This is a genomic window from Clostridium coskatii (assembly GCF_001675205.1).
GTDB lineage: Bacteria > Bacillota > Clostridia > Clostridiales > Clostridiaceae > Clostridium_B > Clostridium_B ljungdahlii.
The window spans coordinates 22196-44878 of sequence record NZ_LROR01000032.1; the positions used below are offsets into that span (position 1 = coordinate 22196).

Annotated in this window: 15 protein-coding genes and 1 pseudogene; 6 read left to right on the forward strand and 10 right to left on the reverse strand. The window is 30.8% G+C overall.

The annotated features are described in order from the left end of the window. The first annotated feature begins 40 nt into the window (after nt 1–40). Nucleotides 41–565, forward strand: coding sequence for a DUF4489 domain-containing protein (locus CLCOS_RS03865; protein WP_063600446.1), 525 nt, complete (start codon nt 41–43; stop codon nt 563–565). A gap of 219 nt (nt 566–784) precedes the next feature. Here CLCOS_RS03865 and CLCOS_RS03870 read toward each other — a convergent pair whose 3' ends face one another. Further along, nucleotides 785–2689, reverse strand: a complete 1905-nt coding sequence (locus tag CLCOS_RS03870; RefSeq protein WP_013238530.1) for a cell wall-binding repeat-containing protein — start codon at nt 2687–2689, stop codon at nt 785–787. A gap of 808 nt (nt 2690–3497) precedes the next feature. Here CLCOS_RS03870 and CLCOS_RS03875 point away from each other — a divergent pair. Beyond that, entirely contained in the window at nt 3498–3965 is a 468-nt protein-coding gene (locus tag CLCOS_RS03875; protein WP_341349911.1) for a hypothetical protein, read from the forward strand. 25 nt (nt 3966–3990) lie between these two features. Here the strand turns inward: CLCOS_RS03875 and CLCOS_RS03880 are convergent, their stop codons facing one another. From CLCOS_RS03880 to CLCOS_RS03900, 5 genes and pseudogenes are all read right to left on the reverse strand, one after another. Then, nucleotides 3991–5619: a GH3 auxin-responsive promoter family protein gene (locus CLCOS_RS03880; RefSeq protein WP_406542633.1), complete on the reverse strand. Its 1629-nt coding sequence runs from the start codon at nt 5617–5619 to the stop codon at nt 3991–3993. 73 nt (nt 5620–5692) lie between these two features. Further along, nucleotides 5693–6334 (reverse strand): DUF4397 domain-containing protein, encoded by a 642-nt coding sequence (locus tag CLCOS_RS03885; protein ID WP_063600447.1) that lies wholly within the window; start codon nt 6332–6334, stop codon nt 5693–5695. A 100-nt stretch (nt 6335–6434) separates the two neighbouring features. Further along, nucleotides 6435–7648 (reverse strand): annotated as a pseudogene (locus tag CLCOS_RS22750) (glycoside hydrolase family 113). 131 nt (nt 7649–7779) lie between these two features. Further along, nucleotides 7780–8754: a hypothetical protein gene (locus CLCOS_RS03895; protein WP_063600448.1), complete on the reverse strand. Its 975-nt coding sequence runs from the start codon at nt 8752–8754 to the stop codon at nt 7780–7782. Nucleotides 8755–8911: 157 nt separating this feature from the next. Continuing rightward, complete coding sequence (locus tag CLCOS_RS03900) at nt 8912–10036, reverse strand: radical SAM protein (protein WP_063600449.1); 1125 nt, start codon at nt 10034–10036, stop codon at nt 8912–8914. Between the two features lie 507 nt (nt 10037–10543). On the opposite strand from CLCOS_RS03900, the gene CLCOS_RS03905 reads away from it, so the two are divergent. Further along, nucleotides 10544–12061: a hypothetical protein gene (locus CLCOS_RS03905; protein WP_242866888.1), complete on the forward strand. Its 1518-nt coding sequence runs from the start codon at nt 10544–10546 to the stop codon at nt 12059–12061. A 566-nt stretch (nt 12062–12627) separates the two neighbouring features. Here CLCOS_RS03905 and CLCOS_RS03910 read toward each other — a convergent pair. From CLCOS_RS03910 to CLCOS_RS03920, 3 genes are all read right to left on the reverse strand, one after another. Then, entirely contained in the window at nt 12628–14694 is a 2067-nt protein-coding gene (locus tag CLCOS_RS03910; RefSeq protein WP_063600451.1) for a methyl-accepting chemotaxis protein, read from the reverse strand. Between the two features lie 475 nt (nt 14695–15169). Next, nucleotides 15170–16645, reverse strand: a complete 1476-nt coding sequence (locus tag CLCOS_RS03915; protein ID WP_063600452.1) for a cell wall-binding repeat-containing protein — start codon at nt 16643–16645, stop codon at nt 15170–15172. An 80-nt stretch (nt 16646–16725) separates the two neighbouring features. Next, the gene (locus CLCOS_RS03920; protein ID WP_041705093.1) at nt 16726–16962 is read right to left on the reverse strand and encodes a hypothetical protein; all 237 of its coding nucleotides are present in this window, start codon (nt 16960–16962) and stop codon (nt 16726–16728) included. A gap of 183 nt (nt 16963–17145) precedes the next feature. On the opposite strand from CLCOS_RS03920, the gene CLCOS_RS03925 reads away from it, so the two are divergent. From CLCOS_RS03925 to CLCOS_RS03935, 3 genes are all read left to right on the forward strand, one after another. Then, complete coding sequence (locus CLCOS_RS03925; protein ID WP_063600453.1) at nt 17146–19173, forward strand: thioredoxin domain-containing protein; 2028 nt, start codon at nt 17146–17148, stop codon at nt 19171–19173. 150 nt (nt 19174–19323) lie between these two features. Further along, nucleotides 19324–19743, forward strand: a complete 420-nt coding sequence (locus CLCOS_RS03930; RefSeq protein ID WP_023163477.1) for a DUF2935 domain-containing protein — start codon at nt 19324–19326, stop codon at nt 19741–19743. A 187-nt stretch (nt 19744–19930) separates the two neighbouring features. Further along, on the forward strand, nt 19931–20626 hold the full coding sequence (locus CLCOS_RS03935) for a manganese catalase family protein (RefSeq protein WP_013238516.1): 696 nt from the start codon (nt 19931–19933) through the stop codon (nt 20624–20626). Between the two features lie 161 nt (nt 20627–20787). Here CLCOS_RS03935 and CLCOS_RS03940 read toward each other — a convergent pair whose 3' ends face one another. Beyond that, entirely contained in the window at nt 20788–22656 is a 1869-nt protein-coding gene (locus CLCOS_RS03940; RefSeq protein ID WP_063600454.1) for a sensor domain-containing protein, read from the reverse strand. Nucleotides 22657–22683 lie beyond the last annotated feature (27 nt).

Genomic DNA, 22683 nt, shown 5'->3' on the forward strand with positions numbered 1-22683 from the left:
ACTTATTTCATTTTTTAATATAAAAAGGAGGATTTTATCCATGAATTCTATGTCAAGATATTATTATAAAGACGATTGCAACCCTTGCAAAGAGGATTTTGATCCTTGTAAAAGCAAAAAAATAGGTGCTACCATTATAAAATGCAGCTGCCCTAATTCAATTACAATACCAGCTGCCACAGTTTTAGGAACAGCCTTTACTCTTACTTCCTTAACAATAAATGGTTGCAAATTCGATAATCCATGTATTAAGCTTGAATTTGCCAGTAACCTTGTTGCAGCCGTGGCATTTACTGGTACTATAAATTTCCAAGTGTTTAAACAATGCAGGAATCAAATTACACCTACTCCTGTTGGACCAGCTTACACTTTTAACTTAGTAGCATTACTTTCTAGTCAAACATTTTCCTTCTTCGTTTGCGATTGCGACTGCAGCTGCTTTAACGATTGCTGTACGTATACCGTAGTGGCAACTGTTACTAGTGCAGTTACCGTTGGAACGCTTTCTATAAACAATGCTATGCTAGGAGCAATAGTTACATCTGGATCAGAGTCATGCTGCTAATAAAATTACTATATAACTCAAGGGCAACCTTGAGTTTTTTCATATAAACAAATTTAATATACACATACTGTACTGTTCAGTGTTACAGGTATCCCTAATAATCAATTTACAATATTTAAAAACAATACTCTTGTGCCCAGCACAATTATGGTACACTGCCTTCATTTTTGCCCTCAAATCATGTAAATAGACGATTATTTTAACAAATAGAAAGTTTACTTAGTATCTGTTAAATTTGTTACTAATAGTTTCCCAGTAATCAGAGTTTTCCAATCCTAATCTCCATATAGAAACTCCACCTAAATCATAATTATTTACAATGTCTAGCTTATATGAAATGCTTGTACTATTTTCAAAATATACAGTATGATATACACCTAAACTATCAGTATAATTGAAGTATGGACTTTTAGCTGCAGAATCCCATTTAACTTGAGCACCTTTTTGTGAAGCTATATTATATGCTTGACTTATGCCATAAGATTTTGCTTTTGCTCCATTTGATGGCCAATCATAAGCATAGGCTGCTAATCCCAATAGTATTTTATCTCTAGGAATAACTGTAATTGCATAATTTATTACATTTTGCACCCATCCTATAGATGCTATGGCACCAGGTGCTCCGCCAGACCAATGTTCATCATAAGTCATCAATATAATCTTATCTGAAACCTTTGCAAGTGCAGCATAATCATAAGCTCCAATCCAGCTCTGCCACATACTATCACTTGTTTTAGCAGGAAGCGCTATTGTCACTTCAAATCCTTGTGGATTCAGCGTATTATATAGTTCGGTCATAAATGTGGTAAAATAATTTCTATCATAATAGTAAACATTCTCTATATCAATATTTACACCTTTATAATTGTTTGCTTTTAAACTTTGTAATATATTATTTATAAGTTTTTGCCTATTTGTTGAATTTTCCAGTACACCTTTTGCTGTATCTGCATTAAAACTATTTGATACCATGGCATATGTCTTAATTTTGTTATCATTTGCATAGTTTACCTGATTATATGGTACTAAACCTTTTATATTACCTGTACTATCCATAATATAAGTATCTGTAGCAATTGAATCAATTGCCTGTGAATGATTTATTATAGAATTATAGGAAGAACTATCTCCTACATAATAGTAAGTAGTATATCCTAGTACAGTTTTATTTGGATACAAAATAGATTGTACTAAAGTATCTGGTATAGCAAATGTACCACCTAATATCTTTAATGAAGCTATTGAATCTATCTTTGATCTGATTAAGGACTGTGCCTTAGTATAACTTTTACTAACTAAAACAATAGGTGCAAAATCTTTTGCTGCTGCAGCTGAAGCACATAAAGCATCTGGAAAATCTCCCCCATATGCTAAATATAGATTGTTAAAATTAAAATCTTCCAAAAATTCATTTATTACATTTAAATTTGTTTCATATCTATCTATTCCACTAAGTCTTTTCATATTAGGTAAATCTTTAACAACATTAGCATTAATTACATCAGTACCACCAACTACATAACTTTTAGAAATACTATTATTACTTATATAATATTTAACACTATCAGGCAATATCTTACTTTGTGTAAGAAGTATTGGCATTTGTTTTGCCGCTGCTATAGAAGCTATAGATAAAGCATCTGGGAAATTTTCTCCTGAAGCTAGTACTACTCCATTACTTGTACCTATATTTTCTGCCACCTTAGTGCTCGTTTCATATCTGTCCTGTCCACTTATACGTGTAACTTGAATATTTAGGGCAGTTAATTGTTCTTCAATATTTTGGGATACTGCGCCATTACCGCCTACTATAAAAACATTTTTAGCTCCTAATCTTTTAATTTCTTCATCTACATTAGAATTTAAATTAGTACCTTCTGTTATTAAAATAGGTGCATTATATTTTTTTGCAAGAGGTGCTGCAGAAATAGCATCTGGAAAATTTTCTCCTGAAACTAAAACCACATACTCTGATTTTTCAAAATTACTTTTCGAAACATTTACCGAAGTTTCATATCTGTTCATTCCACCAAATCTGATATTGGACGGAGCTGCTGCTGAATCTTGCGCTGCCATAAAAAATGTTATAAATAAAAAACAAAATAAAATACATATTTTTTTCAATTTATCTCCCCCCAATATCAATTAAATATCAATTAAATTATCGAACACAATATGCATAATTTGAAGAAGTATGTTCATTCCTGCATATCATATTAATGGGATTTTATAATGTGTATTCCACTTAATAAACAGAATTCTTAGCATCAGATGGAGTTTTGACTCTATCTGATGCTTATTAACAGGCTTCTTAGTGCTTCAGCACTTAGAAGGCGTTATCCTTTAGGAAAAATCGTTATCCAGGGGCATAGCTGCTCGCAACGTAAACTTGGAAAAGGGGAGTATTAGAGCCGCTAGTCATCGGATAAATGGGGGGATTATAGATTATCATTCCTTTAGTTAGATTTGTTTCAAAAGCTAAAAAGTCATTTTGAGAAGTGCTTTTAATCGCGTAAGAAGGTTGTCCAATCCATCTAATGCCGCTATATTTTTCTATATCATTACGTAAACTGCATGTACTGCATAAAGTTTCTACAACGTCACCTCTATTACAATTTTTATTAAATAATGTAAAATTATACTGCAATTTTTATATATTTGCATAACATTGTGAATATTTTTATGCTTAATTTCTACATGAAATAAATTTGATGTTCTCACTCCCCCTGGGAAATCATATATAATAATATTTTGTTTTTGTAATATCATATAATTTACAGATTTCTTTTTTGAAATGATCATAATATTTTAAATATGCATAGTATATATAAACAGAGTTCTTGGCATCGGATAATGGGATAAACAGATTTTTTAAATAGGAGTGAAGAAATATACAATGAAAAAATTTCAACCTTTCCATGGTGTGATTACCATGATTAATGACTTTTTCATAAGTAAGCGTGAAGAAAGCGCAGGATGTTATAAATTAATATCTGTAGAAAACAGACTAGGTGATTTGGTAAATTTTATTGTAGGACCATCAACTTATTTTGTAGATCATGTAACAGTGTCAGTTGGAGATACAATAACTGGTTTTTATAATGCGAATGCAGCTGTTCCTCTTATTTTTCCACCACAATTTAGGGCAATTGTTATAGCACGAGATGTTGAATACCAAAATGTAAATGTAGACTATTTTAATAGTAACTTAGTGAGCAGTGACAATAAGTTAAAATTAAACATTGAGCCAGATACTGAAATAGTTCTGGAAAATGATCAAGACTTTACTAAAAATCCTGCAAATCGTAATCTAATCGTATCTATGGAGCTTCTACGAAGAGTATACCAGCTCAAACAACGCCTTATAAAGTTGTTGTTATTTGTCAAATATAATATTTAACCAAAAATACTGCAGTTACTTAAAACTACAGTATTTTTGATTTATTAACAATATTTAATATATTTCTATTATTAATTGCAACTCTTGGAATCTTAATTTGATTTTTTGATACTCCTTTATTAAACAAGGATTCCTTTACTAAGTTAAAAGTGTTTGGTGCCAAAAGCATTACTTTTACCCTACCTAATCTCTTATTATTCCTTGCTCTATCATAGGCCAAGTTTGATTTTCTTATTTCATAATCCAATGTCTCTTCTAATAGCTTGACTTTATAATTAGGTATATTATTTTTAAATTCAAAATAAAAACTGTACCTTCCAGGTGTAATTGAGTTATCTGGTATCGTAGTATAATCTACTAGGTTTAAGTCTAATTTTTTCATTGTATTTCTTATTGCATTAGTCAATTGTTCTTCATTAGTCTTTTCTGCTGCCATATTAAGTACTTGATTTTTCCTATATAAAAATTCAATTTCTGGACAATTATTATAAAAATCCACCACCTTAATAACATCACCCATTCTGTATCTATAAAGGCCTGCATAATTAGTAATAACTATTTCATATTTTTCTCCTATTTCTAATTCATCTAAGCAAAAGGTATCCTCGCTTTTTTTATTTTTCTCTTTAATAGGAATAAACTCATAAAAAACAGTGTCAGGAATAATTACATATCTTATCTTATTTACATAAGGATTAATTCCAATCATAGCTTCCGTAGCAGCATAACCTGGAGAATAGATTGGGAGTGAATTAGTATAATAGTTAACTTTATCATCATATATTGAAAAGTTTGCTCCAGTTACTGTAGCAATATAGGCCATATTAGGCCATATTCTAACGCTTATCCCCTTAAATCCTTTCTTAAATTCTCTCTCTAATTGATCAGCCCTACTGGCATTAGGTGAAAGATGCTTATTTAAATTTATTCTAGTATTTTCATCAATATTTAAGCTGCTCCTTATGCATCCTCTTCTTATATCCCTTACTAAACTTTCATATTTACTCTCCAAGACTCTAAATAAATCTAAAATATTGGAGATAAAAACCCCACTTATATATAAAAGTTTAACTTCTTCTAACGCAAATAATAAGTGAAGGTAAAGAGCATCTTCCCTATCTTTTATTGTCATAACTTCTAGTGGCGAAGTATATAAATATGGCAATATATACTTTATACCATTCATTCCTCCAGAAGTAGCAGAGCATATTGGAATCCCACCTTTAGTGTAAGTTGTCATAACTATATCAGCTATCATTAATCCTTTTCCATAATTCCAATTTTCCTTAAAGTTATCATAAGAATATTTATTAATAAGAAGTGCCATATACTTTGAAGCAATTTTTCTACCTCTTTTAGTACAAGGAATTAATTTTTGTTTACCTGTAGTTCCTGATGTATGGCCAAAGTATTCCACATTGTCACTTGTTAAAATATTCTTTTGACCATTTGCCATTCGCTCTATATAGCTTTCATAATATCCATATTGTGTTAGTGGAACTTGTTTTTTAAAATCATCTATGGACTTAATATCTTTAAAATTAAACTTAATCCCTATTTCACTTTTAGCATTTGATTTTAATATTTTAAATAGTACTTTTTCATTCACCTTTCTACAATTTTGTGTTTGTCTATTAAACCTTTTTTTTACTATTCCTCCACCTTCTATAGAAATTCTATAAAGTACCTTGCTTATTATACTCGTAATAATGCACTTCCTAATTATTTTATCTTGGTTCTGGCACTAACATAACTTCTAAAGCTGGAGATTTTCCAACCAGACCAACTGCATACAAGGTATAGTAATTATTAGGATCCAATTTAACATTTGGAACAGTTAATACTATATTCTCCCTGCCAGTAGGACTAACTGTGAAAGTATACGTTCCTGTAGGAACACAGGCATAATCTGTAATACCTTTATAACCAACATCAGTAAATACTTTTGTACCATCAGACAACTTTACATCAACAGCTGGTGCATTTGGAGAAAGATGAACAAATCTTACACAAGGTCTTCCAAAGTTCTGAGCAGTAGTTGGTTCCTGTATAGGGTATAAGCTAATATTAGGAAGAGTTCCTATTACAGCTGCATTAAATACAGTATTTCCAGGAATATTTAAATTAGTATTTATAACAGGGTTTGTCATTTGTCCTGAGGGATAAACCATAATATTGTAGCTGCCAGAAGCAACAGAAATATACTGTGAGAGTTCCTTATAGGAAAGATTTTTTACGATAAGCTCTCCATTGGCATAAACATCTACAGCTGGTGCATTAGGTGCAGCATGAAATACCCTAATAGAAGAATTCATTTGATTAGCCCTATAATAATTATTTATTCTACGAGCATATGGACAATAAAACATAAACCTTCTCCTTATATTTTTAACCACTATTATAATACTAAATAAATATTGAAATGTTCACTTAATCTTTCTTACTTGATATTTAGCAAAAATAATTTACCTACTGTTCCTTACTATACCAACTTCTGATAACTGATGTACTTTCTTCACTAGGATAATAGCTTTTTTCTCCCTCTTGGCTACCTATTGCAAATACAGAGAACCCTAGAACCCACGGTTCATTCTCAAACTCTATCTTGTAAGCCTCAAAGCACCTAGCTTGCTCACTGTTATTTACAATCTTATTTTTTCCTGAATCCCATGGATGAATAGAAGCCCCGTTAGTCTTAGGGAATCCAAGTTCTCCAAAGAAAATAGGTTTATTCCATTTATCATAAAAGTTTTTTATTTCTCGTTTTATATTTTGATTTCTGACTTGTCCTTTATTAGGTTCTGCCTGAGAACATTCTATTGCGCTTACAAGATTTTCAACGGTATTTGTATCATTATTTGTAAGCTCAAAATAAGCTGCAATAGATATAAAATCTAATTTTGAAAACAGCTTATTATTTAGCTTATTTTTATAGTCAGTAATACTTTTAGGATCAAAAGATGCTGTATCCCACCTATTAGTTCTATAAGTTACTAATCCTTTATAATATGTTCTAACATAATCTATAGTATCACACCAATTCTTTTCTTCGGGTTCTATATTTACAAAGTTACTTCCTATGTTTAGTGCATCTACATTATATGGATTTGCAATATCGTCTATTAATGGTTTGAGTACATTTACCTTCCAATTTGAAAAGAAAGTGCTTATATTATCAGGATTCCACTTTGTCTCATTTTGTGTGCCTTCAGCGATCCAAGGATAGGGCTCTAATATTATGTTTATATCCTTACCTTTAAGGCTTGTTTAATGTTATAATCTGTAGATAAATTACCTGATTTAATCTTTTTTCCGCTCAACATCCTATTTTCATTACTCTTAATGTTAAAGTTCAATTTGTATTCTTTATTCAAAACCTTACCTTTTGTAGAATGTACCTTATTTCCAATGTTCAATATATAACTTTTCCCTGCTGTATATCCACCTTTTGGAGCTGTCACTGTAATTGTTCTGCCATCTTGTCCCAGCTGTAATCCTACATTTACTTTAGTGCCTTTACTGTCTGTTACTGTTATACCTTGTTTAGTCAAATCGTCAAATCCAATATCACTTGTAAATTTAATTGTCCATGTTTTATTAGAATCTACTGTTTGATTATCTGTAAAGCTTGCTGCCTGTACATTAAAGGATATTAGAAAAAAAAGACTAAAAATAGCTGTCATTAAAATTACATTTTTGAATTTGCTAACCATATTATAGTTATTTACATATTTAATAATTTTCATTTTTCCTCCTTAACCTTCTTTAAATATAGGGACAGCTAATTAGCCATTCCCTTATATAATGCAATAGTCTAATAAGCTAATACTCGGCAATTCTTTCGGGTCCAATTACCTTTTCTATCATCTATATAATATGGTAATTCCAATTTGTCTAATAATAGACTTAAAACATTTACATTAAGTATTTTCTTTCCCTGATCCAATGAATTAATATTAGGTTTGAAATTTGGACAACATTTTTGATTATCAACTTTAGTATAAAAACAATAAGCACCATCATTTCGTCTGTCCATGCCTAATACAGCTTCTGCTACTGTGTTTAGTTGTCTTTCACTAAAAACTGGTTTTACAACAATTTCCCTTTTTAAAAAATCATGCTGTTGGCCATCTTTAGCAAACCACTCAATCCATTTGTTAATAATTCTAACAATATACCTTCTAGCATAAAATGGAGAACTTAAGTCATAATTTGATTGCTCCTCAAATAGTTCTTTTGCATAGGCTAATGATAAAGGATACTTTTTGCCTAAACTTTCTTCAATGGTATTAATATGTTCATAATAGTTATTAATGAATTCATATATAGTATTTATTATATTAAAATTTTCACTTGCTATGCTTGACTCATTGTATGACATATCCATTAAATTAGTAAGCTTAGATTTAAAAAATTCTTTTTCACCCAATATATTTCTACGCCTTTGCTCATTCATTATCCACTTATGCTGAGTTATACCATTTAACAATAATACTAAAGACTTACTTGTCTCATCAGCATTTTTATCAAAAGAAGTTAATATAGGTAAGGTGCCATTAGCTGCAATATAAACATGTAATAATTCATGAGAGAAGATATAATCTGAATATAATTCTGGAGTAATATATATTTCAAAATTGCCTTTATCATTATGAATATATTGAGCTTCACTGTTACCAATAGGAGGTCTTTGCATTACTACTTGCAGCGTTCTCCCTTCTAAACTCTTTGTTACTTCTTCGTATAACTTCAAGATTTCACTACTTAAATTTTCTTTCTGCAATTTCATGATAAACATCCCCATTTATATATATTTTTTATATCTAAGGAAATTATAGCATATTTTTACGTGGTAATGCCTAAACTAAAAAGCATATTTAAACATAAAAAAAGCTCTCAAGTGCATCACTAACACTCAAAAACTCTCCCTATCTATATTTTCTCTTCTAAAAAATCAACTCTCCTGGTTTATAGCCCTCAGGCAATTCTTCTTCACTTAAAAATTTAAAATTGTCATCACGCAGTATTGGTAAAAATATCTTGTATGGTATCCTAGGAAACTCACAGGCATAGTCACTAGCTCCAAACCACTTGCCCTCTTTGCTGCTCAAGTTTAAGCCTCTAGCAAACTTTGTATGATTTGAGCAGTCATGAACTGCTAAATCCCAGTTTTCTTCATCGGCTATTTTCATAAATTTCAAAGTTAATTCCCTACTCCAAATTGGAGATATATAGCCCTGCCTTGCAATATACATGTTTTCCCCATAATAATTGTCTATGTTATTCTCATTTAAATGTAATTCTGCACAATTTATAAAATCAAGTTTTGTATCTAAGATTGCTTGCTTTTTCTCAAAAAAAGCTTTGAAAAACTCAGGAGTCATTGGAGTTTCAATACCCACATTTTTAATATATTTTTTTGCTATTGCAATATTTTCAATAACTTTGTCTGAGCAATTAGTGGCACCCAGGTTAAAACGTATCTCATCAAGACCAGCTTCACCTAATGCTTTCAATGTCTCTTCCGAAGCTAAAGTACCATTTGTATATAGATGTTGATAAATCCCTGCATCACTAAATTTCTTTATTATAGAATAGTATTTTTCAATTTCCATAAATGGCTCTAAATAAACGTAAGAAATGCCTGTAGGTTTCTGGTGGATGGAAAGAAGTAAATCTATATCCTTCTCATAAAATTTTGTTCCTCCAATTTCCCACATACCTTCACCAATTGGAGGCATATCTTCTATCTCTCCATAATCATAACAGAACTTACACTTTAAATTACATTTGTTCGTTTTCCTAATTGCACTCAAACCAGTTCCAAGCAAACAAGAACGACATCCTTTGGGAAATTTGCTTTCACTTCCCACAAAAAAAGTTCTATTCTTTAAAGTTTTCAAACCTCTAATTTCCGACATTAACGTATCATTTCTATGATCAATTGCTGCTTCAATTTGTGCAAAGGTAGCGTAAATGATTTCTTGTTGTTTTGTCATAACTTCTTCATCCTCTGGTAATATCGAAAAAAATTCAAACCATTTTAGTGCATCTTTCTTTGAAATTTTCATAATGTATCCCCCTCTAATTAATCTTCTTAAAGATTCAATTCAAATCCTCTTGCTGTCCTCTTTCACATACGAAGGCCCTCGAATGTATATACATTCAAGGGCTTCAAACCATTCGTATTACTAACTTTTGTCTATAATATGTTCTTATACAATAAAAAAATCTATTGATTTTTTCAAGCTCTTTGCTTAAGATTTTCTTCTATATCTTCTTCACTTTTTTTATTTCAGTTTTTGTCTACTTTTATCCGATGACTATTTGATAATACATTATTTCAAGTTTTATTTCAAGTTTTTTCCTCATTTTGGATATAACCACAAGAACGTATCATTTATACATATTAGTGCACATATTTTACTCACTTAACATAAGATGATAAAAAGTCTTTGAAAGGAATTTATAATATGCATAAGACACATTCTTACTACTTTAATACTCCATCGTATAGTTCTTCCACCATGTGTAATAGTTGCAAAACGTATTCATGCCTTTACTGCGTTAATACCCCAATGTATAACCGAAACTTCTCGAGACAATTCTCTAATTATACAAATGCTGAGGATACAAAGATAACAGGTTTTATCTCCACATTAGAAGACAGAGGTTTTATTGTTCAGGAGGGTAAACTGAAGTATTTTGATATACTAAAGCTAGTCAGTGAAGGTATAATTGACACCGCATTTGCAAACAATGCAGGTGCTCCATATGCAACCTATCTCCTTCCACCGGCACCAAACCAAGATCCATCTCCGGCTCAGAAACCTCCAAAAGGCTATAATCCTAATAATCCTAATAATTATCCAGCTAATATAGAATACGCAGCACCTGGTTTAGACTATAAGCTGCGTGCTGATGAAGCTATTGTATTAATTGGAAAGACCCCTCCAACCGCATATAACTTTAGTTACAAAAGCTACCTTGGATTTATAGAAAACGAACCGTCAAAAGATTACAGTAATACTATTACGGTAGGCAATGACTATACTGGTTTTTATCACAACATCGGTGCCAGCATGGGTGATCAAATCAATAACCATAATATCTGGACTGATAATACACCTTATGGTTCCCCTGGAGATCCGTTTAACAGCTCTACCATCATCATTACAACTGCAGACAAAGGCATTAACGAGCAAATGCGTGATGCTCTAATTAAATCAGGATTTAATCCCGGTATTATGAATGACGACAACATTCCTATGGGACTTACGAACATTGGGCTTGAAAAGGGAAAAGATACTTTCTCGTTTATAATGAGAGCTGCAATTTGGTTAGATCATGATGCTGGCTGGAATTATATCAATAACCTTAAAAACTATGTGAAGGTATTACGTATTACTCCAAAAACTCCTTATTCCTATACAAATCTCTGGCCAATACCGAACCTTAAAATGCATGAAACTGGTACCACTGAATTCCAGGTAGTTCATTATGCAAGAAATGAACTTAATTACCTGCGAAATGAGATAATTAAGAAATATCAAAATGAAGAATATAAACCTGTGGATCTGGATTCAAAACTCTGGATACTTGATGGTTATGAGGGAATATTACAGGATGTTCCTGTGTATTATGACAACAGAGATGGGCTCTATATAAGAACAGACAATTTCCAATTAGAAACCGATGAAGATTTTGTGATACTATATGGCGTTGATCACGTACAAGCTGAATTTGCAACATTTTTCAACATAAGTTTTTACGGCGAAGAATACTGGAACGGGGTTGCAGGAGCCAATATTACAGATGAGTTAAAGTATCCTGCTACCGAGTATTTTCCTAAAGATTATAAAAACTCGAAATGCTATTATGCAGTAAAGATGGCAAGAAAAGTTGAGGAAGGTAACGAAGTTATAATACCCTACAGTACCGGTAACCCCTCTGGATCAGCATATGGTGTTGATAACAATGAGGACGCTTATGTAGGCTTCAGGATTTATGCAAACCCGGAAACAAATGTTGCCCCAGCTATCTTTGATGTTATCTGGAGCCGGGCAATTTTATTTAGAAAAAAGAAAAAACAATAATAGAAATATGTTATAGAAAATGATAACAGAATTCAATGCTGTGGCAATGTTAAATATGGGATTCTGTTACCTAATCCTTTAATCATATACTATATCAAATATCGTATTTTCTCAATGCATTCTCTCAATTCATCTAAATTATAATAAATATCACTAATTGATGGCTGTATGTCATTATTTTTTCGTTCGGAAAAGACGCCTTCAAAAATAATTCCTCCAACAAATAATACTTTTATTATATTATAGACTAATACATCACTTATATAAACAATTTTTTACTTATCAGCCAAAGTAACAAATTTTCAATGTTCTTTTTGTGTTGCGTAATTACTGTTATTAACATATTTACAAAGGAAGGAACTGTGTTGCTGTTTTATCATAATTTTCTTACTTAACATTCTAGTAAATTTATTATCAGTTGGTTTCTCAATTACTTATATATAGTACTATTTGTCAAAAATATAACTTAATGCACAAAAGGGAAGTTATATTTTCTAACTTTCATCCCCCTTTGTGCATTAAATTTAAAAAATTTGATTTAAATATAATTGGTATAGAGTTTTTTTCTAGACCTTAAATCTGTCTACTAACACTCTTAATTCTTCTGAAATTGTAGCTAAGCTCTCTCCTGCTTTGGCAATTTCTTCAATTGTAGTGACTTGTTCTTGCACAGATGATGATGCTTGTTCTGTTCCAGCAGCATTCTCTTCAGAAATTGCAGATAAATTTTGAGTTACCTCAATGATTTTGTCTTTATTTTCTGTCATCTTATTGGCAGAAGTATTAAGTTTATTAACTACAGTTTTTATAGAATCTATCGCCTCTGCTATTCCTTCAAATTTTCCTTCAGTTTCTCCAACACTAGAAGCTTGTTCCTCAATTATCTGCTTAGTTTGTTGCATCAAATCAACTGCATTTTGTGATTTTACCTTTAATTCAGTTATTACTGTTTTAATGTCATTTGTAAAATTATTTGATTGTTCTGCAAGATTTCTTATTTCATCAGCAACAACTGCAAAGCCTTTACCTGCTTCTCCTGCTCTTGCAGCTTCTATTGCAGCATTTAAAGCTAAAAGATTTGTCTGGTCTGCAATACTTTGAATCATAGTGCTAGCATTTTGAATTTTTTCTGCACTTTCATTATTACTCATTATAATATGATAAACACTATTTGCAGAATCATTATTTTTCTGAGTTTTTTCAACAAGTTCTTTCAAAATTGAAAAACCTTCTGATTTTTGCCTTTCTATTTCAACTGCTGCAACATTCAATTCCTCAATATAATTTAAATCTTTTTCTAATAAATTACCTAAATCCTCTACATTATGAGCTGCCATTTGAGTATCTTTAGCTTGATCAGTAGCTCCTTTCGCAATTTCCTCAATAGCCTTACTTACTTCATTTGATGCAGTAGCTGCTTGTTCAGAAGTAGCAGTTAACTCTTCCGATGAAGCTGCAACTTTTTCTGTTGAATCCGCAGTTTTCATGATGAATTCTGATACATTCTTTCTCATACTTACAAAGGCTCTCACCATATCTCCTGCTTCATCTTTTCTGTTTAAGTATTTTAGTTCATCTGACTCTTCACATACTGAAAAATCCAAATTAGCAAAATCTTGTACTTTTTTTGTCACTGCTAAGATAGGCTTTATTATACTGCTCGAAAGAAAATTAAATAAAATAATTGCCAATATTAACATGACCACTGCAGAAACTATCACTATATTTACTATTGCTTTTGCACTGGCTCCTAACTCTTTTTCTGTCATAAATGATGCTAATATCCAATCAGTTCCTTCAACTTTATAGGGATTAACAATATACTTTTCACCATTAACAACAACATCAAATGATTTTGGGTCTTTAGCTAAAAGCTTATCTAATCCATTAATACCAACTTCTCCAACCTTTTTAAAATTGTTTTTAGAATTTTTTCCATCTGCCATTATAAGTCCGTTACTATGCACAATCATTGAATACCCTGTTTTACCAATTTTCATTTTATTTAACATATCGCTAATATTAGTTTGCTGTACATCCACTCCTATGGCACCTATAATTTTGCCATTTTTATCAGTAAATGTACGAGCATTACTTGTAAGCAGTTGAGACTTATAACTGTATGGAGCTGTTCTAATAACACTTTCCTTTTTATTCATTGCATCATTAAACCAAGGTCTTTTTGAAGGATCGAATCCTGCTGGTATATTCTCTTCTGGCCATTGTATATATCCTCCATCTTCTGTTCCTAAATATACATAGCTTGTACCTTTGTGGCTATTTGCATATTGCTCGAATACTTTATAAATTTCCTGTTCAATTCCTGCCTTAGCTGAAGGTTTCATTGGAGTATCTTGAGTTGTATTTTTATAAGTCGTAACACTATTATCAGCTGTCATTATCACAGGATTTTTTGCTAACATATCAATATTTTTGTCAATTTGATCATAAAAAATGTTAATTGCTTGAGAAACGATTTTCATTTGCTCGTTAGAATTAGTAAAATAATCTTCATAAGCCTTTTTATTAATTTGATAGATTATAATACTACTAATACTTACTAAAGTTATCAAGAGAACTACCATTGAAGATACTAAAATCCTTGCCTTTATTCCAATAACCTTTTTATTCATAATACCAGCTTCCTTCTTTCTCTAAGTTTTTACATTTCATCTTTTTGTTGTATTTCTTATATTCAATAAATTCAGACAATTAAAATTTTAAAATGCATGAGCCTAAAGAAATGCTTAAGAATACTCAATATATTTTAACCAAAGTAAGTGGATACTTATGTTGTTATTTAAAATTATAATGTTGATATTTGTCTTTGTCAACGCAAATATGTCATTTTCCTGAATTTTCTTTCATTTTTTGTAAAATGCAAGATTTGAAAAATTCATATTCTTTTTATTGTCAAATACTATTCAATTTTTAAGATTCATAAGTTATTTTGTAAGCTAATAAATATATCTTTAATTACCATAAAAAATAAGATATAAACCGTATCATTTTAGGTAAAAACTATTATTGAAGGGAGAAGTTAACTATGTATCTTCTTCCCTACAATAATAACTCTATTGTATTTCAATTGCTTGTTCTCTTGTAATCCTAGCTCTGGTTATCTCTATACTCGAAATCATTCCAATCCATACCACTAGTTGCGTCATCTACTAACCAACATCCATTTTCATAAATTAAAGTAAAAGTACAATCAGAAGGACTTTCCTCTTCAGGATTATCGTCCTCATGATAACAATTTAAAGTTACATTTATTTTATTATTATCTACGGTTTTATTTTCTATTTTAGATTGTAAAAATAAAGGTCTTGTTCCAGGATTACAACCAAGAATATAAAAAATATTATTTGACTTTATAAATAAATCTGTATTTATAAAGTAATTTGATTTTTTTTCTGAAAAATATTTATTATAATAATTAAATAGCTTATCATAGGTATTTACATTGTCTTTTAGTTTATAATAAGTTTCTCCTTCACGTTCAGTAGGTATACTGTCATTCTCATCATATGATGCAAGTGAATGAATCTGAATATATGCTTGATCTGCATTATATATTAAATTTTTTATTTCATCATCGCTTATGCCTGGTATAAAAACCCCACTGACAATACTATTTATTACTGAATCTGTGACTACTCCAGTACCTCCTAAAGCTACTACATTATTATATTTTTCGTGTTGAGCTTTTATTGAAGATTCTACTGAAGGATCAACGTAAGATCCTACTAAAATTAAAGGTGAGTTACTTGAAGCTGCTAATACACTGCCAGATAATGCATCTGGATAATTTTCTCCTGACGCAATATAAACTTTATCATAACTAAAATCATTAGTAAAATGATTTAATATAGCTGAATTTGTGTCATATCTACTATTTCCTCCAAGCCTTGTAACATTGTTCAACTGTGAGGATATTTTGTCACTTATAACTCCAGTTCCACCAACTATATAACTTTCATTATAAGAACTATTATGCAAAAACTCCTTAATTGGTGTTGATAAATCATCCTTGTCAGTAAGTAATATTGGCATTCCCTTTTTTGCTGCTATAGGTGCTATAGATAAAGCATCTGCAAATCCAAATCCATTTGTTACTACCACACCATTAATGTTTCCTAAAGCCTTAGCTACCGCTAATGATGTCTCAAATCTGTTTTGTCCATATATTCTAGTAGTTTCAATATTCATATTTGTTATTTCAGATTTTACATTATCAGATACGGATGCTGTTCCACCAACAATAAATACTCTTTTTACTTTAAGTCTTGTTAATTGTTCTTTAGCCTCTGAACTTAAAGCATCCCTGCTAGTTAAAAGTATAGGTGCTTTATTTTTCTCAGCTAAAGGTGCCGCACATAGTGCATCTGCAAAGCCTTCTCCACTTGCTATTACAACATATTCTGATGATGTCCAACCTGAGTCTACAATTTTAGAATTAGTTTCATATCTATTATTACCACATAATCTATCTTGTAGTGTTGCTGCACTTACAACATTTGATGTGAGAAACATCCCACAAAATATAGCTGCAGTAAAAATAATTCCTGATAATTTTTTTTTCATGTTGATTCCCCCTACTATAACCAGTATAACCATTTTATATCAATAATGCCACTTATCTTATGTCATAAAATTTAAGTAAATTAAATCATTTTATTAAGTATTGTATTTGCAGTTATAATATCACTATCTGCTGTATATATGGTTATTAAATCTCCTACTAAAGATTTCTCCAAAGATGTTTTCACACTGCAGTTTTCTGCTTTCATGCTTTCTATAAAATAATAAGAAAGGTCATAGAAGATATGCTTTGCCCATACCTTAATCACATTTTTATCATCGCTGCTTTTCTCTACCTTAAAAGATACCACACTTACCATAAACAATTTTACCTAAAAAACAATTTCATCTCAAAATCCTTTACCAGCTCTAATTTCAATATTTTTCATAAACTGCTTTACCTTATTTTTAAATATTAAACCACTCAAAACATACTTTTATTTGAATAATTTTCTCCCCAAAAGATAAATCTATAATAAGAATAAATTTTAGGAGGTGATTCTATGAACCTAACAAGTACACCCAATAGATTAATAAATGAAAAATCTCCGTATCTCTTACAACACGCACACAATCCAGTAAATTGGTATCCTTGGGGAGATGAAGCATTTAAGAAGGCAAAATCAGAAGATAAACCTATATTTTTATCCATAGGATACAGTACATGTCACTGGTGCCATGTTATGGAAAAGGGGAGTTTTGAAGACACAGAAGTAGCTGAAATGCTAAACGACAGCTTCATCTCCATAAAAGTGGACAGAGAAGAAAGGCCTGATATAGACAGTATATATATGAATGTATGTCAGTCCATCACTGGAAGCGGCGGATGGCCCCTTACAATTATCATGACACCTGATCAAAAACCTTTTTTTGCAGGTACCTATTTCCCCAAAAATAATAGAGATGGGCTCATGGGGTTGATGTCTATTTTAGACTACATTAAAAAGGCATGGAAAAATAATAGAAGTGAACTTTTAAATGCCAGCACACAAATATTAGATTCCCTAAAAAATTCAAATGAAACCTCTAATGAAACCATTAATGAAGATATCTTTCAAAAAACTTTTTTAAATTTCAAATATGATTTTGACCCTACATATGGAGGCTTTGGAGACTTTCCCAAATTTCCTTCAGCACATAACTTGCTTTTTCTGCTCAGATATTTTTACAAAACCAAAGATTCCTCTGCTTTAGAAATGGTTGAAAAAACATTGGACTGCATGAGAAAAGGTGGAATATATGACCATATAGGTTTTGGCTTCAGCCGCTATTCTGTAGATAGAAAATGGCTTGTTCCACATTTTGAAAAAATGCTATATGACAATGCGCTCTTAATTATAGCCTATATTGAAACCTTTCAAGCTACAGGTAATAAAAAATACTGTAAAACAGCAGAAGAAATACTGAGTTATGTACTAAGGGACATGACTTCAAATGAAGGTGGTTTTTACTCTGCAGAAGATGCTGATTCTGAAGGCGAAGAAGGTAAATTTTATGTCTGGTCAGAGGAAGAAATAAAAGATATACTTCAAGAAGAAGATAGTGGCAAATTTTGTTCTTATTTTAATGTAACAAAAGGCGGAAATTTCGAAGGCAAAAATATTTTGAATCTAATAAATAGTTCTATTCCAGAAGATGATATGCAATTTATAGAAAACTGCAGAGAGAAATTATTTGCTGAAAGGGAAAAAAGAATACATCCTTATAAAGATGATAAAATTTTAACCTCCTGGAATGGTCTTATGATTGGTGCTATGTCAATAGCTGGCAGAGTTTTAAACAACTCCAAATACACTAAAGCTGCCAAAAAAGCTGTAGACTTCATTTATAAAAACTTAGTTAAATCAGACGGCCGTCTCCTTGCAAGATATCGTGATGGAGAAGCTTCTTTTTTAGGCTACCTAGATGATTACTCCTTTTTAATATGGGGACTTATAGAATTATATGAAACAACCTACAGCACAGATTACCTAAAAAAAGCACTGGAACTCAATGAAGATTTATTAAAACTTTTCTGGGATAAAGAAAATGGAGGCTTCTTCCTATATGGAAATGACGGTGAGAAGTTAATTACAAGGCCAAAGGAAATATATGATAGTGCCATTCCCTCTGGTAATTCCGTAGCCACATTAAATTTGCTGCGATTGTCCCATTTAACAAGCAGTTATGATTTTGAAGATAAAGCTAAACAGCTATTTGACGCTTTTTCAAGAGAAATAAATAGCTTTCCAAGAGCATGCTCATTTTCTCTTATATCACTTTTATTTTCAAAATCACCTATAAGGCAAATTATTGTATCTGCAGGAAGCAACATTGAGGAAGGTAAGCAAGTAGTTCATATGATAAATGAGAAATTTAATCCTTTTACAATTTCAATTTTGTACTGCAATTTAAATAAAGATTTGAGCACTATTTCCCCTATTATAGAAAACTATATAGACATCAATAACAAAACTACCACATACATTTGTGAAAACTTTACCTGCAAAAAACCTATAACAGACATTAATTTATTAAAGAAAATATTATAATCAGATTTCTAAGTATCAGGTTGAGTTTTGACTCCACCTGATGCTTAAAAAAACTTAATGTGCCTGTTTAAAAATAATTTTATTACAGTAACCTTTTTGTAATAACCTGCATATTATATTATTATGTATAATTTTATCAGGAGGTAACTCATGTATTGTTACACTTACATGAATCAATTTACTTGCGTTTTCAACGAACTTCAACTGTGGTCTCATATTTCAAGTGACCATCCAATTTTTCTCAAAACTGTGGCTTCCCTTTCTAATATTAAACTACCAAAGCCTATAGTAGATGGATTAAATAATATTCACAATGCATTTTTAAAATTATATAACAATGCAGTTCAGCTGAAAAAATCTACAAGCACCAATCCTGCTCAATATACTATGCATATAAAAAAATTAATTGATGAATTTATATATTACGATACCCGTGCCCTATCTTTTTATCCTCAATTGCTTACTTTCGCAAAAGCAAATAAAGCTTGGCAGGAACTAGTTAGACACATAATTAATGAACAAGCCTTTATGCTTGAGCTATTTAAAAATTTAAGACAGCAAATAAGATAAACTTTTAAATACAATTCCTAACATATTAATTAAAAATGCCAATAACGTTTTTATTCAATCTTCTCCTTTAGTTTTTTATATATTGAAATTACATCAACTATGAGATGTATTATATCTGTTCATTTTGTAAAAACTAAATTAGATTTATGAATATAAATTACAAAATGAAGGAGAGGTTGATATACTAATGTTTAAACATGAGAAACCACTTTTAAAAGAAGTTAAGGTAGAAAAACCTAATCCACAGTATGCAGTACTAATGCAAGAACAATTAGGCGGTGGAAATGGCGAACTCAAGGCTGCCATGCAGTACTTATCACAGAGTTTTAGAGTAAATGATCCTGCAATAAAAGATTTATTTTTAGATATTGGTTCAGAAGAACTCAGCCATATGGAAATGGTTGCTCAGACTGTAAATTTGTTGAACGGTCATTCAGTTGATTTCAATTCAGTAGGTAGTGGAGAAATTGAAACTCATGTATTAGGTGGATTAGCACCAGTATTAATGAACTCTTCTGGCGAACCATGGACTGCAAATTATGTAACCGTTACAGGAGATCTTGTTGCAGACTTGCTTTCAAATATAGCATCCGAGCAAAGAGCAAAAGTAGTATATGAATACCTATATCGCCAAATCAACGATAAATATGTACGTGAGACAATAGATTTCTTACTAAATCGTGAAGAAGCTCACAATGCATTATTTAGAGAGGCCTTAAATAACGTTAAGTCTACAGGTTCAAATAAGGATTTTGGTGTAACCCAAGATTCTAAATTGTATTTTGACCTTTCAACACCAGGTAGATACTATGGAGACCCTAATCCTACAGAACCTAGCTTTGCAAATCCTAAAAGAGAACAGGAATTGACAGGGAAACATTAATAAATTTATTAAAAAAAGGGTTGTTACACTAAGAAATTTACATACAACATATTATTTTGTAATTTGCTTGCTAATACCATATGTTGTAAAATTTATTCTCAGTGTGACAGTCCTTATTTTTGTATAACAATATAATGTATTTAAATACAATCATATTCAACTTATACCAACATATTATTAAACTTACCTATTGAATAAACCACACTTTCAATATTTTCTACAGGCATAGGCTTACTAAACAGGTATCCTTCAACTTTATTGCAGTTCATAGATCGAAGTATTTGAAATTGTTTTACAAACTCCACTCCTTCAGCAACTACACTTATATTCATCTTGTGAGATAGATTTATTATGCCATCTACCACAGAACAATCTTTGGAATTAAGATGAATTCGATTAATGAAAAACTTATCGATTTTAAGAGTATTTATAGGAAGTAATCTTAAATAATTTAATGAAGAATAGCCTGTCCCAAAATCGTCTAGAGCAATGCTTATTCCAAGTCTTCTTAATTTTTCTAAGGCAGCTATATTAGATTGTAAAGATTGCATAACTTCACTTTCTGTAATTTCAATTTCCAAAAGCTCTGGTGGAAGATTACTTTCATGTAAAACTGTTTTTACCATTTTAAAAAAACTGGGATGCTGTAATTGAACCTTTGAGACATTTATTGATATAATACCAAAATCATACCCTTTATCTAACCATTGTTTATGCTGCTTACAAGCAGTTTCCAGTACCCACTTACCAATAGGAACTATTAATGATGTATCTTTAGCTACGGGAATAAATTCAATTGGAGAAACGAATTCATTTTCCCCAACTTTCCACCTTAATAGAGCTTCCATAGCCTTGATTTTTCCAGTTTTACAGTCAATTTCAGGCTGATAATATAACTGAAATTGATTATTTTCTAAAGCAGTTCTAAGCCCCTCTTCTAGTTCCGCTTTTCTCGAAACCTCATAAGACATCCTTCTATTATAAAATTTATATATGCCTTTACATGAATCTTTTGCTTTATACATAGCTATATCTGAATTTTTCAGTAAAGAATCAGCTGTAGTCCCATCCTGAGGATACATGGAGATGCCTATACTAGCACTAATATGAATTAAATTTTCGTTTATTTTAAATGGTGCTTTAAATGCAAATATTATTTTATTACAAACTTTTACAATATCATTCTTATCCTTTATATCATGCTGTATTATCAAGAATTCATCTCCGCCTAATCTAAATACAGTATTATCTTCTTCCATAATATTTTTTAATGTATTTGCCACATATTGAAGAAGCTTGTCTCCACATTGATGACCTAAAGTATCATTTACCCTTTTAAAATTATCTACATCTATAAAAAGTAATGCCCCTTTTTTATCATTTTCACTAGAGCTTTTCAATACCTTATTTAGCTTATCTTGAAACATTTTTCTATTAGGAAGATCTGTTAAGCTATCATAATAGCCTAGATATTTATTTTTATCCTGTATAAGCTTTTGTTCTGTAATATCAGTAACATAGCCTGCTATTTTTAAAGCTTTTCCTTTTGCATTCCTAAGTGCCTTTGCTCTAATAAAAATCCATTTTTTCTTTCCACCTTTAGTTGTTAATTTAAACTCGCATTCATAAAAAGGAGTTATCCCTGCTAGGTGATTCTCCAAATAATTTAGCATTATCTTTTTATTTTCATCTGGTAACAATTTTTCTAATATGATCTTAAGATTATCATTTTTACTAACTTTGTACCCAGTAATTTCTTTCCACTTATCTGAAGCAAAAAAATTATTTTTCTCTATGTCATATTCCCAAATAGCAATGTTAGAACTTTCTGCAGCTAATTTATATCTTTGCTCCATTAAATTTCTTTTTTTTATATTTATATAAAATATAATTACAAATGATAATAGTACTGCAACTATGATTACTGCAATAAAAAATACTGTTTTATATCTACTATAAAAAGAAACATATCCTGCAATTTTCAAATTTTCAATTATGGAAAATAGCTCTTTTTCTAAAGTACTCACCATAAATATAGCACCTTCCGTCCCAAACTG